At 49.0% G+C, this 15,872-nt stretch carries 16 protein-coding genes, 1 tRNA gene and 1 pseudogene; 13 read left to right on the forward strand and 5 right to left on the reverse strand.

Annotated elements, in window-relative coordinates; all coding sequences use genetic code 11:
• Both Q0991_RS02915 and Q0991_RS02920 read left to right on the forward strand, forming a co-directional pair.
• The coding region (locus tag Q0991_RS02915; protein WP_299485352.1) for a penicillin-binding transpeptidase domain-containing protein at positions 1 to 343 on the forward strand (343 nt) is incomplete at its 5' end.
• A 381-nt stretch (positions 344 to 724) separates the two neighbouring features.
• Positions 725 to 1,936, forward strand: a complete 1,212-nt coding sequence (locus tag Q0991_RS02920; protein ID WP_299485354.1) for a M48 family peptidase — start codon at positions 725 to 727, stop codon at positions 1,934 to 1,936.
• Between the two features lie 128 nt (positions 1,937 to 2,064).
• On the opposite strand, the gene Q0991_RS02925 is transcribed toward Q0991_RS02920, so the two are convergent.
• Positions 2,065 to 2,187 carry a thermonuclease family protein gene (locus Q0991_RS02925; RefSeq protein WP_299485356.1) on the reverse strand — a complete coding sequence of 41 codons (123 nt, stop codon included), beginning with the start codon at positions 2,185 to 2,187 and terminating at the stop codon, positions 2,065 to 2,067.
• Positions 2,188 to 2,370: 183 nt separating this feature from the next.
• Positions 2,371 to 3,725 (reverse strand): annotated as a pseudogene (locus tag Q0991_RS02930) (IS1380 family transposase).
• Between the two features lie 103 nt (positions 3,726 to 3,828).
• On the opposite strand from Q0991_RS02930, the gene Q0991_RS02935 reads away from it, so the two are divergent.
• Positions 3,829 to 4,002 (forward strand): hypothetical protein, encoded by a 174-nt coding sequence (locus Q0991_RS02935; RefSeq protein ID WP_299485358.1) that lies wholly within the window; start codon positions 3,829 to 3,831, stop codon positions 4,000 to 4,002.
• Here the strand turns inward: Q0991_RS02935 and Q0991_RS02940 are convergent.
• Positions 3,999 to 4,655, reverse strand: coding sequence for an SOS response-associated peptidase (locus Q0991_RS02940; RefSeq protein WP_299485360.1), 657 nt, complete (start codon positions 4,653 to 4,655; stop codon positions 3,999 to 4,001). The genes Q0991_RS02935 and Q0991_RS02940 overlap by 4 nt on opposite strands.
• Positions 4,656 to 5,174: 519 nt before the next feature.
• On the opposite strand from Q0991_RS02940, the gene Q0991_RS02945 reads away from it, so the two are divergent.
• Positions 5,175 to 5,510 (forward strand): hypothetical protein, encoded by a 336-nt coding sequence (locus Q0991_RS02945; RefSeq protein WP_299485362.1) that lies wholly within the window; start codon positions 5,175 to 5,177, stop codon positions 5,508 to 5,510.
• 98 nt (positions 5,511 to 5,608) lie between these two features.
• Here the strand turns inward: Q0991_RS02945 and Q0991_RS02950 are convergent.
• Positions 5,609 to 5,681, reverse strand: a tRNA-Val gene (locus Q0991_RS02950).
• Between the two features lie 97 nt (positions 5,682 to 5,778).
• On the opposite strand from Q0991_RS02950, the gene Q0991_RS02955 reads away from it, so the two are divergent.
• The 8 genes from Q0991_RS02955 (at position 5,779) to Q0991_RS02990 (ending at position 13,479) form a co-directional block, all read left to right on the forward strand.
• Positions 5,779 to 6,294 carry a metal-binding protein gene (locus Q0991_RS02955; RefSeq protein ID WP_299485364.1) on the forward strand — a complete coding sequence of 172 codons (516 nt, stop codon included), beginning with the start codon at positions 5,779 to 5,781 and terminating at the stop codon, positions 6,292 to 6,294.
• Positions 6,295 to 6,399: 105 nt separating this feature from the next.
• Complete coding sequence (gene mazG, locus Q0991_RS02960; protein ID WP_299485366.1) at positions 6,400 to 7,620, forward strand: nucleoside triphosphate pyrophosphohydrolase; 1,221 nt, start codon at positions 6,400 to 6,402, stop codon at positions 7,618 to 7,620.
• 40 nt (positions 7,621 to 7,660) lie between these two features.
• Positions 7,661 to 8,038: an Npun_F0494 family protein gene (locus Q0991_RS02965; protein ID WP_299485368.1), complete on the forward strand. Its 378-nt coding sequence runs from the start codon at positions 7,661 to 7,663 to the stop codon at positions 8,036 to 8,038.
• Positions 8,038 to 9,531 carry a cobyric acid synthase gene (locus tag Q0991_RS02970; RefSeq protein ID WP_299485456.1) on the forward strand — a complete coding sequence of 498 codons (1,494 nt, stop codon included), beginning with the start codon at positions 8,038 to 8,040 and terminating at the stop codon, positions 9,529 to 9,531. Before Q0991_RS02965 ends, Q0991_RS02970 begins: the two co-directional genes overlap by 1 nt.
• 751 nt (positions 9,532 to 10,282) lie before the next feature.
• The gene (locus Q0991_RS02975) at positions 10,283 to 10,639 is read left to right on the forward strand and encodes a hypothetical protein (RefSeq protein ID WP_299485370.1); all 357 of its coding nucleotides are present in this window, start codon (positions 10,283 to 10,285) and stop codon (positions 10,637 to 10,639) included.
• A 79-nt stretch (positions 10,640 to 10,718) separates the two neighbouring features.
• A complete protein-coding gene (locus Q0991_RS02980; protein ID WP_299485372.1) occupies positions 10,719 to 10,940 on the forward strand; it encodes a hypothetical protein in 222 nt (73 codons plus the stop codon).
• 6 nt (positions 10,941 to 10,946) lie between these two features.
• Positions 10,947 to 11,870 carry a cobalamin-binding protein gene (locus Q0991_RS02985; RefSeq protein WP_299485374.1) on the forward strand — a complete coding sequence of 308 codons (924 nt, stop codon included), beginning with the start codon at positions 10,947 to 10,949 and terminating at the stop codon, positions 11,868 to 11,870.
• Between the two features lie 4 nt (positions 11,871 to 11,874).
• The gene (locus Q0991_RS02990; RefSeq protein WP_299485376.1) at positions 11,875 to 13,479 is read left to right on the forward strand and encodes a serine/threonine-protein kinase; all 1,605 of its coding nucleotides are present in this window, start codon (positions 11,875 to 11,877) and stop codon (positions 13,477 to 13,479) included.
• A gap of 45 nt (positions 13,480 to 13,524) precedes the next feature.
• Here Q0991_RS02990 and Q0991_RS02995 read toward each other — a convergent pair whose 3' ends face one another.
• On the reverse strand, positions 13,525 to 14,193 hold the full coding sequence (locus Q0991_RS02995; RefSeq protein WP_299485379.1) for a VTT domain-containing protein: 669 nt from the start codon (positions 14,191 to 14,193) through the stop codon (positions 13,525 to 13,527).
• Between the two features lie 404 nt (positions 14,194 to 14,597).
• On the opposite strand from Q0991_RS02995, the gene Q0991_RS03000 reads away from it, so the two are divergent.
• Positions 14,598 to 15,788, forward strand: coding sequence for an aldo/keto reductase (locus tag Q0991_RS03000; RefSeq protein WP_299485382.1), 1,191 nt, complete (start codon positions 14,598 to 14,600; stop codon positions 15,786 to 15,788).
• Positions 15,789 to 15,872: the final 84 nt, after the last annotated feature.

Genomic DNA, 15,872 nt, shown 5'->3' on the forward strand with positions numbered 1-15,872 from the left:
ACAGCCCAAGTTAGTGCTCAATCAATGGGCGGCGGCTTCTGTCAACAGTACATTGCAAACCGTTGTCCAAAGTGGGACGGGCGTTGCTGCTCAGATTGGTCGTCCGGCTGCAGGGAAGACGGGGACCACTTCATCCGAACGAGATGTTTGGTTTGTCGGCTATGTACCTCAGCTGTCAGTGGCGGTATGGGCCGGCAATGATAACTATGCCCGCATCGGAGCGGGAGCGACGGGGGGCGGGTGGATGGCCCCGGTTTGGCGAGAGTTTATGAGTGAGGTCCTCAAAGACACCCCTGTCCAATATTTTGAGCCACCTTCTAAATTCGAGAAGCCTAAAGGGTAGATCTCACCCCAGTATTCTTCTGAGGTACGTCATCATGGAATTAGTGATGTCTTGGAAGACTGGTGATGTTCCCCTTCTGCTGCCAATCGAATACTGGCCATCAACCAAAATCGAGAGAAAACTATCGACAGCACCAGCTTGAATTCCTGAAGATGATCCAAGACCATTTAGAAGCAGGTTTAGCTGTTGTTAGCGCAGCCGTTCAAACTATTGAGGCTCAAATTCAAAATTCCAATTCTCGACAGGGGAGGCCATCTGATAGCCCTACAGCAACAAATTGTGCCCATGTAATGACTATATGGCCTGTATCGAACTAAAGATATCCTTAATCCTGCATAAGTTTGATATCCTGCAGTTGGTTAATCCAACGACAGGCGTTTCATGAGAATTAAGGGATTGGTGAAAGCCTCTAATCAAGTTAGAGATCAGCTTAAAATTGGCATCCCGATCAACGAAGTTCCTCAGTTCAAACAATATGTAGCAGGATCAATCAAAACAACAGAGCAAATCTGTGCCAAAGCCAAGATTTCGCCCAATCAGTTACCTCTGCCTTCACGAAAAGCCTATCAATTCTTGAAGAGCGTTGATCTGAAGAATTTGCCCATCGTCCAGCAGCACAGCCCACTCCAGAGCCAAAAACGGATCTCCATTCGTCAGATCCGTCCCCAACATCAACGCCTGCAGTGTCAAATTGCTGAGGTTGCCAATGGCTCTGGATTAAAGTCAAAGCAAGGACAAGAGCTGGTCCAACAACTTCAACATACAGCACAGGACATTGAGGGCTTATGTGATCGCCAAGGGGCAACACCTGCGAACTTAACAGGGCAATCCCGGCAAATCTATTGTTGGGTCAAGTTTCTGCTGAGTGATGACAATCTTCAATCCCATCTCAATGCCGTACACACCTTTCAGCAGCTTTTGCAACTTGGCCTCGAACGGAAACAATCCTTGAATGCCAGCTATAAGGAGTTCAAAGATCCTAAAACCCTATCCATCGAGTTTGCAAATATGTCAGCGTTGTATCGCTGCAAACTGGGCAGTGAATCTGGAACCCTCAAGATCAATGAGGGATTTATCCTCGCTGACGCTTCAGTCCTGCAAGCTTTAGTGGATTCGATACTGAAAGGTAAGTCGCCTCAAACAACCCGTGTGTTCTTGGAATACTCTCTGTCAGAGGAGTTTGCAGAACTTCTGCTAGCAATGGAGCTTATAGTGGAGGATCTAGAGGAAACGGCACAAGGAAATGCCCATAATCTAGAAGAAGTGTTTAAGCGGGTGAATCAAGTCTATTTTAACGGCACCCTGAATCAACCTAAGCTTTGCTGGAGCCATACCTACAGCAAGCGTAAATTCGGCCATTACGAGCCCAGCAGGGATCGGGTGGTGATCAGCCTGACTCTGGATTCAAAGAAGGTTCCTAGATATGTTGTCGATTTCGTGATGTACCACGAACTTCTTCACACCGTTCATGGGCATCGGATTCAAAATGGACGGTATCGTGTACATACTCCTGAATTCCGGGTCGATGAACGCCAGTTTAGTCAGTACTCGCAGGCACAGCAGCACCTCAATCGCTTAGCCCAAGCTTCTTAGCTCTGGCGTTTACGATAATCCCACGGCATGAGCGGATCACTCTGATTCCAAAACTTCAATCTCTGTGATCGCGCCTCCTCCTCAGTGGCAATATACTGATCTGAAGTCTCCGAACAGCCACCGAGGTATTAATAATAAACCACGGCATACCCTTCGCTTACCAGCTTTAAATCCACTGATTTCCCCTTGGAATAAATCTTAGTGACTGTGCGCCTATATTGATCAGTGGTGATTTCTCGAAGCTTAACCACAGCTCCAGTTGGCAATCGTAATGGACTGGCCTTCTATCTCCAAAACGCGCACTACACTTTGGGCAGACTCCTGTGAAATATGGGTGAGACGCCAGTACCTCTATCCGCTCCGATGAGGTGAGATATCCCGGCCAGTCCTTGATCAACTCATCATCTTCAACAATTGACCCTAACCTGGATTATTCATGACCCTATTGGATGCGACTTTAAAGTGAGTGGCATCGGGTCACATAACCGTTGAGCAATTAAGCGAATCTCTTTTTCAAAGGGACAAAATGTTGCAAGCTCCACAAGCACTCGTCGAGCAGACACCCTTACCCGAGCAGCCCCTTTAATCAGCACACATCGTAGACGTTCCACTTGAGCCGTCGCTAACTCTGTTCCCTGGGCAGCCTGTCGTAACGTAATCATCAGCAAATACGCTGCCTGTGCTAACAGGAGACGAAATTGATTTGCCGTGAAACGGTGGCAACTGAGTCGGTCTGCTTGAATGCCCCGCTTGAGTTCTTTAATGGGATGCTCACTATCCCCACCACGCTGAACATAGAACGAGTCGTAGAGTTGCTGTGGACTGAGCATCATATTGGTCAGGACAAACCGAGGATTGGCCCCTTTGGGCAGATATTCAGCCTTCATCACCAGACGTCGAGGATAGTCCCAGGTGGCAGCCGCGTAGTAGACATCATCAAATAATCGAGCCTTTTGTTGGGTTCGACAATACTGGAGTCGGGCCTGCTCTAGTAAATTCGAGATTTTCCGCTTCAGCACAGCATTCGAGCTAGAGCCAATGGCATAGTGCATGCCAGAACGCTCACAAACCGTCAGTATAATCCAGCATCAGCACGCAGAACAAGCGTCACATCTGGCCAGACTCGCTTGAGACGCCAAAATAGCCAACGCAGAATCCCGGCCACTGCTTTACCGGGATGAGAGTTGCCTCGACGCAGTTGGCATACCAAGGGAAAACCACTCTGAGCTTCATTGATTAACACGGGAAAATACATATGCTGGCCATAGTAGCCATGAAACGCACTCCCTTCCTGGTCACCATGAGTCGGGTCATCCCAACCGTCAATGTCTAAAACGATAGTCGATGGCGGGTGAGGATAACTGGCAATGAATCGGTCAATAAATTGACGGCGCATGGCTGCGGTCTGGCGAGCGGTGACCTGATTCTCTAGACGACTGATCGTCGGTTGACTCGCCAGTACGTTGGACTCAGGAATAGGCAAGCGCTCACAGGCGATTTTGAAGATGGGGTCATGCCGTAAACTATCGCTATCATTGGCATCCTCGTAGCCTCCGATGAGTTGGTATACCCGTTGAGTCACTAACTGAGGCAAGGGGTGGGTGAGTTTATCGGGGTCGCGCCACTCCTCTATACAGGCAGCAATATCTTGGCATATATGGACTCGTGACTCGGCTTGAGCAGCAAGTAAAATGCCAACATCTGAACTCAAGTCAAGGTCTGAAAATTGAACACATAACGGATGTTCTTGATAAAAGTCGAGGGTTACATCACTGTCACACGGTGTCATGGCACAATAAAGCTACAAATTTCTTGGAGAGCTTGAGTCTACTATGGTTCAAGCTCTTTTCTCTAGGGCACTCAAATACCTCATGAATAATCCAGGCTAATGGTTGTCAGTTCTCAACCACTTCCACAAAGTCAGGGCAAGGATTCTGATCCGGGCCACAGGGGTGGATGGCACAGACGAGGAAGCCTTCAGCGAGGTATCCACTGAAGCGATCGCATCTATGGCAGGGGCTATCATTGAGAGTCATGATAACTATTGGGGTACCTCTCCACTCTAAGGCTTGGGTTTGATACATTCTGGCCTATCCACTTTTGCGTTATTGACCAATTTTGATACGGGAGTTGCTCTTAGATGTTGAATCCGCTCAGAATCAAACAGATGAAACAATTGTTTTGGGCTCTGGATATCAAAATCCAACCAAGTGGAATAATCTTCAGGGTCAAGAATTACGGGCATTCTTTGATGGACTGGAGCAACAACAGCGTTAGGTTGGGTCGTCAAGATTGTACAGGTTTCTATTTCATTCCAAGACTCCCATAAGCCAGCCAAAGCAAAGGGTTTAGCTTGAGCCCTACTGAAGTAGTAGGGCTGCTTCGTACTTTTATCAATCTTCTGCCATTCATAGAACCCACTAGCAGGGATCAGGCAGCGCCGATATTTCAATGCTGATCGGAAAGCGGGCTTCTCATGGGCTGTTTCACACCTTGCATTAATCAACTTGTAGCCAATGCTTGGATCTTTAGCCCAGCTTGGGATTAAACCCCATTGCATCAGCCGAAATTCACGAGGTTGATGCTGCAACTGCCGAATCACGGCGACGGGCTGGCTGGGGGCAATATTGTATCGAGGGGGGAAATCGGGGACATTTTGGAGGCCAAACGCTGTAGCTATCTCCTCTGATGAAGCAAGAAAAGCAAATCGCCCACACATAATCCTTGCACCTCTGGGTTATGAATTTGGTCTAGTTGACTGACAAAAGTTTAGCCTTCTAGGACTCTAATGCCAGAGGTGCCTTAGATTTGGCAAGTCTTAAGGGGAGCAAGCATTCTGGCATCAGATTCGACTCACGCACCAGAATGCTTAAAAAAACTCTCCTCTCTACCATGCCCTGCACAACTGGATTGGTCAACCAGGGGATTGGGCATACCTGAGCTACCTGTATTTGGTTGATGATTGCAGTGATGCAAACAGGTAGCGTCAGCCTCACCAGATGGATCGTCTATGTACCCTGTAGAGGGAAATTTGCCCAAAGCATTCAACGCCGAATTCAACGCTGGTTGTATAATCCGCGCATCAATATCCATCGACTCTATAAACCACTCATTAAGCAGCCTTGGCCGATTGGAAAGACAAAGATATCTTTCTGGCGCTAAATACCTCACTGTTCTGGGATGAATATTGTCTGGTGCGACTGTGTGTAGTCTATCGAGGACGAGCCTTGCCTGTGGTATGGCGAGTCCTAGAACATCGGAGTGCCAGTGTCTCCTTCGAGCAATATCAGCAGATGGTGCAGCAAGCTTGCCGACGGCTGCCCACAAAAAACGGGGGGTGCTATTGGCGGAACGAGGGTTTATCCACGTCAAACTCATGCAACTGCTGACGCCTCAGTTAGGCTGGTACTATCGCCTCCGCTTCAAAAGTAATAGTTGGATTTATCGAGTCGGGAAGGGGTGGTGCCAACTCAAGGACTTCCACTTCAATCGAGGTGAAGCGTTGTGTTTGCACAATGTTCGGCTCCATAAGGGGGTAAAGATGGGGGTTACTGTAAACCTCCAAATCCCCTAAATCACCCTAAAAATACTGTCTTATTGACAATGGGATAGGGTAAAAATGGGCTTTGGGTGGAGCTCCAAAGTCTTACTGGTATTGAGTTATAGCGGGAATGGGCGATGACGGGCTCGAACCGCCGACATCTTCGGTGTAAACGAAGCGCTCTACCAACTGAGCTAATCGCCCTTGTTATCGAAAATGTATTGTAGCAGACTGTTGCTAGCTTTACCCATAAATTCAATAAACCCAGCATAATGGATGCAACTTTATCTCGGTTTCTCCCATGCCTTCAGGCCGCACCCATGACCAAATTACGCTAGGGATGCTTCCCGGCATCGCTGTTGTTGCGCTGATTCTGAGTCGGAGTGCCAGCCAGACCCTCAGTCTATGTGGTGCCTTTCTGTTCAGCGGGCTGATGTTTGGGCCTGATCTCGATATTTACTCTGTCCAGTACAAGCGGTGGGGCTGGTTAAGAGTGATTTGGTTGCCCTATCAGAAACTATTGCACCATCGTTCTTGGCTCTCTCATGGTCCCATTATTGGTACAGCCATCCGGCTAACATATCTTGGAGCCTGGCTGGGAATTGGAATGGTGCTGACAAGAGTACTGTTGGCTCAGGGTTGGAATATTTCTGTAGATAGCCACAGCCTTGTGCAACAGGCAGAGCAACAAAGCAGACGTTATCTGCCAGAAGGACTAGCGATCTTACTGGGGCTAGAACTAGGAGCTATGAGTCATTCCTTTAGCGATACTCTCGGATCATTGTGCAAGTCAGCCTTTAAGTGGCTTAAGCCTTAAACCTCCTAGCTTCTCTGCCAGCAATCTTGACCACTTCTCTTGAATTGCTAGCTATATGACTGGTAAATAGCGCATCATATGGTTAGCCCTCACAATTGTGATGCCATGCCTAGTTCCGAATCCCCCGCCAGATTGCAAATTGTCACGGCAGCCAGTGTCCTAACTGAGGGCGTTCAACTCCATGTTCCAGTCCTGATTACTCAGATTGCATCCGCCTCAATGATGCGAACGTTGCATGCAGCTTTGCAAGCCGCATTTTCCTTGGATTATCCCGTCAGTATTGTGGGAGAACTGGCTGCTGATGATCCACAGCTCTCGCAAACCACCCTAGAACAAATCGGTGATAAGAAGGGGATTTCCTACCCTGCCGTTATCTATCTACCAGCGCAGGTATCGGCAGTGACGATCGCAGTTCAGCAACTCGTAGAAGTGGTTGCTAAGCTGAGATCGCCTGATGGGGGCTGTCCTTGGGATCTGGAACAAACCCCTCAAAGCCTTACCCCTTATATTATTGAAGAGGCTTACGAAACCATTGATGCCATCCAGTCCGGCAGAGCTGAAGCGATGACGGAGGAGTTGGGGGATTTACTTTTACAAGTGGTGCTCCAGGCTCAAATTGCCAGTGAGCAAGACCTGTTCAGTTTAGAAGAGATTGCTCAAGGCATTACCAAAAAGCTGATTCGTCGCCATCCCCATGTCTTTGCCGATGTGGAAGCCAATAGTGTTGAAGAAGTGCGCGCCAATTGGGAAGACATCAAAGCGGCCGAGAAAGGCGAAGCGACCGGTAAAACGCAAGCCTTGAGTGCCAAGATGCAGCGATATACTCGCAGCTTACCGCCTCTGATGGCTGGACTAAAACTATCGGAGAAAGCCGCTGCCGCCGGGTTAGAATGGCAAGATTTGAATGATGTGTGGACGAAGTTCTATGAGGAGTTGGCCGAGTTTCAGGAATCTCTATTGCAAAGCGATACGGAACATCAACTTTCTGAATTAGGCGATCTCTTTTTTACGCTGGTGAATGTCGCTCGGTGGTGTCAACTCGATCCGACCGCTGCGTTGCGCAGTACGAATAAGAAATTGATTGACCGGATCTCCACCATTGAAGCCCAGACCACCAAGCCTTTGGCAGAACATACCTTTGAAGAACTTGAAGCGCTCTGGCAAGCGGCCAAACAGCAGCTTGAGCTTGAGGCTGCCGTTCCAGCTCCGACCCCGGTGAAGGACGAGGCCGAAGTTCTGAGGGAAGGCTTACCCACAGCTTTTGTTGCACCTGAGGGGCGTCTATCGACCAGTGATCCAACCAATTCTGAATTACCTTCTCCCTAATTCGGATTACAGTTAAGAATATTGTCTGTCCGCTCAATTTATGCATTATCCCCGTCCTACGATTAACCGGGCTGTCCGGGCTGTAGCTTGCAGTCCCTTTACGATTCATCTATTGGCAACGATGCGATCACACAGTGTATCGCTGCAAGAGATGTGCGATCGCAGTGGGGTTATCGCAGGCTATACCCAAACTGCTCTGTCGGAGCGGCAAGCAGAAGATACCTTATTGTGGCTGATTCAAGTTGGTCTTTTGCGTCGAGAGGTGGACGGTCAAGGTCTGACGGATAGTTTTCGCCTCACCCCCTTAGGCCGTCAACTGGTGGATCAGTGGCAGCATCAGGGTAAGGATATCCCCAACCCTTCCCTCGCTGACCGCTGCCAGAATCTTTGCCAACGTTGGGTCCGAATCCCCGTCTAATGAGCGCCATTATGGTGGTTGGGACCACCTCCCACGCCGGAAAATCAATCATAGCCGCCGCCATTTGTCGAATGCTCAAGCGCCAAGGCCATCGGGTGACGCCCTTTAAAGGGCAAAATATGGCCTTGAATGCCTATGTCACCCCTGCGGGGGGTGAAATCGGTCATGCTCAAGCGGTGCAAGCTTGGGCTGCTGGCCTGGAACCCCGCGTCGAAATGAACCCTATTTTGCTAAAACCTCAGGGAGATATGACCTCCCAGGTGATTCTGCAGGGCAAAGCAGTGGGCAGAACTCAAGCTGCTGATTACTACCGCGATTATTTTGATCGGGGTTGGCAGGCAATTACGGATGCGTTAGCCACTCTCCAAGCAGAGTTTGACTGGATTGTCTGTGAAGGGGCAGGCAGTCCGGCTGAGATTAATCTCAAGCACCGAGATCTCACCAATATGCGAGTCGCTAAACATTTGAAGGCTCCTACGCTTCTGGTTGCGGATATTGATCGAGGGGGTGTCTTTGCTCATATCGTCGGTACCTTGGAACTGCTCGACCCCGATGAGCGGGCTTTGATTACAGGGTTTGTGATTAACAAGTTTCGTGGACAACGCTCCCTCTTAGAATCCGGCATTACCTGGCTGGAAGAACGAACGGGTATCCCTGTGGTGGGCGTTATTCCCTGGCTAGAGCAAGCCTTACCCGCTGAAGACTCCCTCGATCTCTTTGAACGACGGCGGACCAAACCCCATGCTGAGTTAACCATTGCCGTTATTCGTCTTCCTCGCATTTCAAACTTCACGGATTTTGATCCGCTGGAAGCTGAGACATCTGTTCAATTACAGTTTGTCAGCCTGCATCAGCCGTTAGGTCAACCCGATGCAGTGATTATCCCTGGGTCAAAAACGACGATCTCAGATCTTCAGCAGCTACAGATCACGGGTATGGCCGATCAACTCCTTACCTATAGCCAAGCAGGAGGCACGATCTTAGGGATCTGTGGCGGTCTACAAATGCTGGGGCAAACGATCTCAGATCCCCAGGGTACTGAAGGCCAGCCTGGCGACTTTCAAGGTCTAGGGCTGCTCCCCCTCCAAACCATTATGACTGGAGCCAAGATTACCCGTCAGCGCCAAGCCCACATCACTTTCCCAACCTACCGTTCTGCATTAAACAATGGCACTCAAATCGTGCAAGGCTACGAAATTCATCAAGGGCAAACCTTTGTAAAGCAACCTGAAACGGTCGGATCCTGGTTTGATGATCCGGCCTTAGGTATGGTCAGTCATTACCATCGCACCCAAGGCACCTATTTACACGGGTTGTTTAACAACGGACCATGGCGGCGCGTATGGATAAACCAATTGCGAGACCAGAAAGGATTGTCCCCTTTACCGGTTGAGATTCCCGACTATGAAGTCTATCGAGACCACCTGCTGGACCAAGTCACGGATGCCATCGCCTCCCACCTTAATCTTCAGCCTTTTCTAGAGTGTTCCTAAAACAGATAGAGTGTTCCTAAAACAGATCTGCCACCTCACCGTCAACAAGTTTAGAATCACCACGACCCATCTATTTAATAGTGGCAGAGACCTTGATTCCAGTCATTGCTAATAGCTATCATTCTGGGCTAATAGCTATCATTCTGGAGGTTCATCTCAGCCAGAATCAAGACCCATTACCCATTTTAATTAGAAATTCTCAGATTTTATCTGTGAATACATTTTTTTGGAATTAGCATACTAAGCCATACATTTTGAGACAGTAATCGAACGACACCACAGTTCTGGAAACGTTTTTCGACCCTACCCCAGACAATCTAGAACCAAGCCCGCAAAAACTTTGACCAACTCAAATGGATTGGCATCAGCCAGATAAACTATGCATTCCGTTGAGTACTTCTACTGTTCAACCCCGCCTAATTTTTCATTACCACCGTATTTCCACGGAGATTTTTGTCCCCTCATTGGCAGTCGCCATTTCATTCGCGAATGGGTAGCCACCCCAAACCAAGGTTTACGTGGTTCCACGATATCGCCGCTTTTGTGGAACTGCGAAAGTAAACACATGGCTATCTTAAGTGATTGAACTTCACTTGCACTCAGAGATAGTCTCACTTGCACTCAGGGATAGTTATTCTTCACTGGGGATAGCTATCCTTCCCTCTTTCTCTTAAATCTGTCGTATCCCTTCACCCATTTATTGCAGTTGGCTCCTATGATCACCAGACGCTCGACCCTGCTTGAGGAAACAATGAAGAAGCCTCAGAGACCGACCTTCGCCAGTATTCGCAACCGCTATGTTGAACTCGCGCAAGCAGCTCACCAAGATTTAGGATTTCACTGCCTTGGAGCGACCTACGACGAATACTATTCCATTGTCTCCCTCTATCCTGATATGGGACCCACGCTCGATCAGGGGGTGTTGGCAGAAGCCTTACTCCAAGAAGAACCACCGGAACGTGCTTGTGCTTTAATTGCGCAAAGCCCTTATGTCCAATCTCAACTGCATGCCCACCAGCAGGATTTTCAGGTTATGTCAGCCTATGGAATGCCTTTAATTAATACCTACACTCAGGTGTATCGTAGCCATCATGGTTATGCGGCTTAACCAGAACGGTGCAAATTGTCTGCAGATATGTCTAAGAGTCGCGTTACCATTACTGTAGTATCCTGCACGAGCCGAGTAGATGTTTTTGGACGAATTATCCCCACTGTTTCAAGAATTAGTCAGTAAACCCGTTGCCTTTATGGGAGGGTTTGCCTCGGGACTACTGCGACTAAATTTGGCGGAAGAGCCCGTCAAGAGTTGGCTCAATCAAAAACGAGATCCGGGTGACCCTCCCCCTCCCTCCTCCAACGATGACCATCACTCAAACGGCAGTGGTCCACAATCCATCACCATTGAGTAATTGATCTTGCCAGCGTCTGATCTGCGGATTGTTTCTTTGATTCCCAGTGCAACCGAAATAGTCGCTGCGCTGGGCTTGGCAGATCATCTAGTGGGTCGATCTCATGAATGCGATTATCCCCCTCAGATCAAGAATCTGCCGATCTGTACAGCTGCTAATCTCAATGCAGATCAGCCCAGTCACCTGATCCATAAACAAGTCACCGCTTTACTCCAGTCTGCGCTCAGTATTTATCGGTTAGAGCTGGTTCAGCTGGAACGACTCAAGCCCACCCATATTTTGACCCAGGCTCAATGTGAAGTGTGTGCCGTCAGTTTGGTTGAGGTTGAAGAGGCACTCAGCCAGATCACGGATCAGAACACTCAGATCATCTCGTTGCAACCCCAGATGTTGGACCATGTTTGGCACGATATCGAACGGGTTGCAATTGTACTCGGCTGCGACAGCCAACCCATCCTCAACTCACTCCAGGCTCGCATCACCGACTGTCAGCAACGACTCAAGGATCTTCAGCATCCCCCCACCGTTGTTTGCCTAGAATGGACTGATCCGCTGATGGTAGCGGGGAATTGGGTGCCAGAACTGGTAACCCTTGCAGGTGGGCACCCCTGTTTAGGCACGGTGGGGCAACATTCGAGTTGGTTAACCTGGGAACAATTGATTGCAGCCAATCCCGACATAATTGTTTGTATGCCCTGTGGATTTGATTTAGCGCAAACGACTCAAGCGACGGTGGATCTCGCTCAACAATCTCAATGGCAACAGCTTCAAGCCGTTCAGAACCAGCAAGTTTATGTGGTGGATGGCAATCAATACTTCAACCGTCCTGGCCCTCGTTTGGTGGACTCGACGGAACTTTTAGCTGAAATCTTTCATCCCCATCTCTTTCCGCCCCGCTATGCTGGGCATGGATGGCTAAAGTTTCACTAAAAACATGATTGGGCAAACGTTAGATGGACGTTATCGGGTACTCCGTTCCTTGGGAGCAGGCGGTTTTGGGCAAACTTATGTCGCCGAAGATACACGGCGACCGGGGCATCCGCCTTGTGTGGTTAAAGTGCTTCAGCCTGCCAGTAGCGATCCTGAATTTTTAGCAGTCGCTCGTCGATTATTTCGCAGTGAAGCGGAAACGTTAGAAAAATTAGGCCACCACGATCATATTCCCCGTCTGCTGGCGTTCTTTGAGCAAGATCAAGATTTCTTTCTCGTCCAAGAATTTATTGATGGCATCCCCCTGACAGATGAACTGATGCCGGGGGAACAATGGTCGGAATTGAAAGTGCGATCGCTATTGTCCGAAGTGCTTGACATCCTGGCATTTATTCACGAACAGGGCGTTATTCATCGCGATATTAAACCAGAAAATATTCTCCGTCGACGAGCGGATCAGAAGCTGGTATTGGTCGATTTCGGCTCCGTCAAGCAGGTTCGTAACCAAGCCCTAGTGACTAATCCACCGACGAATATCACCGTGGTAGTCGGTACCCCTGGGTATATGGCCAGTGAGCAAAGTCAAGGCAAACCCCGACCCAATAGCGATCTGTATTCTCTGGGCATTATCGGGATTCAGGCCTTAACGGGACGTCCCCCCTCCCAATTTCGGGAAGATGGGGATGGAGAACTGATTTGGCGAGATCAGGCGGAGGTCAGTGACGGATTCGCTCAGGTATTAACCCAATTGGTGCGCCCCTATTTCAAGTTGCGCTATCAAACTGCTAAGGATGCGTTACAAGCCCTCCAACGTATTAGCCTGCCACCCGGAATCGCTCCCATATCGCCTCCTCCTTCGCCGCTCACGGCTAATACGCCTGCCCCAGAACCGACGCAAGTCGTTGCCTCACCGGTATCTGTAGAGTCTCCTCGGCAACGTCTTCAGCCACAGCCGCTTCACAAGTCATCCGGCTGCGCTCCCTGGGTGTTAGGCTTTGGCATTATGACAATATTGATGGGACTGGGGCTCGCTGGGCTGAGCTACTGGGGGGTGACGGATGATCTATTGCCGTTCCTCCAACCGAAAGAAGTAACGGTCGATAATGGAGAAAATCTGCTAGCGCAGGCCCAGCAAGAGGCTCAGCAAACGGGAAACTTAGAGGCAGCGATTGCGATCGCACAACAAGTTCCCACGAACAGCAGTCGTGCAGAGGCTGCCCAAACTCAAGTTCAGCAATGGCAGGCTCAATGGCAGCAACAACAAAACCTATTCAGGCGGGCTAAAGCTGCGTTTGATGCCCAACAGTGGTACGCTGCCCGTGACTTAGCCTTCAAACTGCCCCAAAATCCTTACTGGGATAGACAAGCCGATCCCATCTACTTCACCGCTAAACGCAAAATTGCTGAATTGGAGCGCCCCTCACCCAAACCCACCCCCACGCCGACAGAGGCCCCAGAACCAACTCTAGAACCTAGTCCCAGTCCAAACCCCACGCCTGCGGATGAACCGACCATCAGTCCTAGTCCAAACGCCCCTCCTTTAGGGTCGCCGGTTGAGATTCCGGTGCCAACCCCCGCCAATCCTAATCCCAACGAAGGCAGTTCATAGCGAAACTGGGAGATCTTTGAACAGCAGGTGCGTCTGCTGATGCGCCTATTTATTCGTCTGGTTAGCCGCTGAAGCGGCCCCACGTTTTTGTAGCCATCCAGCTAAAATAGCTAAACAAAAAGCACTCAGGATAGCTAGTCCTGCAAACAAATAGCCACTCCCCTTTTGGAAGATATTGGCACCGATCGCCACCATTGGTGCATCCGAGACTAATGCCCCTAACACTAAAGCAGGAACAAACATGGACCATTTCGTGGTCGTCAAACCTGCACTATAACTCACAAAATCAAATGCACCCGTCATTAAGGCTCCAGATAAAAGGAAAAAGTTATTTTCCAAGTGTTTCTTACTAATTTCATCCACTTTCCCCATAAATCGAGCTCCAACTAGCTTCTCCACCATGCCACGACCATATTGCTTCGCCAGATAAAACCCAAAGGTACAGGAAATGATATCTGCGCTGACGACTGTGGCAACTGCCAAGGGATAACTCAGGAACGATCCAGCAAAGATCGCCCAAATCGTGCTGGGAATGATGGGGACGACGATACTAACCGAACGTAGGGCAAAAATACCCAAGGGCGCCCAGGGACCCAACCGTCTAATTTGAGCTTTTACAGGTTCTACATTCAACTGCTGTAGCAACACGATAGAACCAACAACCGCGCCAACAATCAATCCAAATTTAAGAACCTTGCGGAATGTTTTGTTCATAGGTAAAAGAAGATAGTGCCTGAGTACCAGCCTAAACTTGGAGGCTTAAGCTTTGCTTAATACTCGCTTACTACTTAGTGTATGGAACTTTGGCGAAAAAGACTGGGCTTGTTGCTTCAATCTGAGGGACCGTTGTCCAATTGCTTACAATGCAAAGTACCGCTCGAATCTGCTGCCCTATGAACGACCGTCAATCTGTAGAGACTTATACCCGCTGGTTGTTAGACCTGTGGGTTATTTGCATTGTGACGTCAATTTTGCACTACGTTGATAATATTTTGTTCCTTGCTCAATATTCTGAGCCAACCTGGTTTAGTCTGGCTACAAATCCGTACAGCGCCAACATTGCCACTTGACGACTCAAAATAACGCTCAATCAGAATTTCAGTTAACGGAGGGTAAGTATGCGGTATCGTCGATTTGGCCGAACAGAGCTGCAAATGCCTGTCTTTTCTTGTGGTGGGATGCGGTATCAACATTCTTGGAAGGATGTACCAGGCTGGCAAATCCCCCAGGCCAATCAAGACAACCTTGATGCCACCATTCGTCGGTCTGTAGAGTTAGGGATTAATCATATTGAAACTGCCAGAGGCTACGGTACTTCAGAGCTTCAGCTGGGTCGGATTCTGCCGACCATCCCCCGCCATCAACTGATCATTCAAACCAAAGTATCGCCAAAGGAGAATGCCAAAGAATTTCAAAAGACCTTTGAACAATCGCTACGCAATCTCAAGTTGGACTACGTTGACTTACTGGGGATTCATGGCATTAATACCCCCGATCTTTTGGAGTTCACCATCCGCCCAGGTGGGTGTTTAGAGGTAGCGCGTCAATGGCAAGAGCAAGGGAAGGTAAGGTTTGTGGGTTTCTCTACCCACGGTCCAACAGATTTAATCGTGGACACGATTCAGACCGATCAGTTCGATTATGTTAATTTGCATTGGTATTACATCAATCAGTTCAATTGGCCTGCGATTGAAGCGGCCATGCAACGTGATGTCGGGGTGTTTATCATCAGTCCTTCGGACAAAGGGGGCCTGTTGTATAAGCCTTCACCTAAATTGGTGGAGCTGTGTCAGCCCCTTAGCCCCATGGTGTTTAATGACTTGTTCTGTTTGAGTCATGCCCAAGTGCATACCTTAAGTTTGGGCGCAGCACGACCGAGTGATTTTGATGAACATCTGAAGTCGTTGGAGCTATTGGACCAGGCGGATACTTTGTTACCCCCTATTTTGGAACGGTTGAGACAAGCTGCGATCGCAACCCTAGGAAAAGACTGGGTAAACACTTGGCATCAGGGTTTACCGACCCACGAATCAACCCCCGGCAATATCAATATTCCTGTTATTCTCTGGTTGCGAAACTTAACCCTAGCCTACGACATGCGAGAATATGCCAAAATGCGTTACAACCTTTTGGGGCAAGCCAGTCATTGGTTTCCGGGTCAAACCGCAGCTCATGTGACCAGTTTGGATTTGCAAGAATGCCTAAAGCACAGTCCTCATGCTGGGAAAATTCCTGACCTACTATTAGAGACGCATTTGCAACTGGCTGGTGAGTCCATTCAGCGTTTGTCGCAAAGTGAGTCAACTTGAGTTCTAGATAGGCGCAACCCCCGATTCCTGAATGGGCTGCAACCTGAATCCTTGTATGTATAAATCAAAAAATGGCCTAACCTG

This window comes from Acaryochloris sp. IP29b_bin.137 (assembly GCF_028285745.1).
Classification (GTDB): domain Bacteria; phylum Cyanobacteriota; class Cyanobacteriia; order Thermosynechococcales; family Thermosynechococcaceae; genus Acaryochloris.

Bases quoted from the DNA above. Each gene is read 5' to 3' on its own strand.
- Q0991_RS02920 (WP_299485354.1), top strand. From the start codon at position 725: ATGAGAATTAAGGGATTGGTGAAAGCCTCTAATCAAGTTAGAGATCAG.
- mazG (WP_299485366.1), top strand. From the start codon at position 6,400: ATGCCTAGTTCCGAATCCCCCGCCAGATTGCAAATTGTCACGGCAGCC.
- Q0991_RS02940 (WP_299485360.1), bottom strand. From the start codon at position 4,655: ATGTGTGGGCGATTTGCTTTTCTTGCTTCATCAGAGGAGATAGCTACA.
- Q0991_RS02970 (WP_299485456.1), top strand. From the start codon at position 8,038: ATGAGCGCCATTATGGTGGTTGGGACCACCTCCCACGCCGGAAAATCA.
- Q0991_RS02980 (WP_299485372.1), top strand. From the start codon at position 10,719: ATGTTTTTGGACGAATTATCCCCACTGTTTCAAGAATTAGTCAGTAAA.
- Q0991_RS02945 (WP_299485362.1), top strand. From the start codon at position 5,175: ATGGCGAGTCCTAGAACATCGGAGTGCCAGTGTCTCCTTCGAGCAATA.
- Q0991_RS02975 (WP_299485370.1), top strand. From the start codon at position 10,283: ATGAAGAAGCCTCAGAGACCGACCTTCGCCAGTATTCGCAACCGCTAT.
- Q0991_RS03000 (WP_299485382.1), top strand. From the start codon at position 14,598: ATGCGGTATCGTCGATTTGGCCGAACAGAGCTGCAAATGCCTGTCTTT.
- Q0991_RS02995 (WP_299485379.1), bottom strand. From the start codon at position 14,193: ATGAACAAAACATTCCGCAAGGTTCTTAAATTTGGATTGATTGTTGGC.
- Q0991_RS02990 (WP_299485376.1), top strand. From the start codon at position 11,875: ATGATTGGGCAAACGTTAGATGGACGTTATCGGGTACTCCGTTCCTTG.
- Q0991_RS02955 (WP_299485364.1), top strand. From the start codon at position 5,779: ATGCCTTCAGGCCGCACCCATGACCAAATTACGCTAGGGATGCTTCCC.
- Q0991_RS02965 (WP_299485368.1), top strand. From the start codon at position 7,661: ATGCATTATCCCCGTCCTACGATTAACCGGGCTGTCCGGGCTGTAGCT.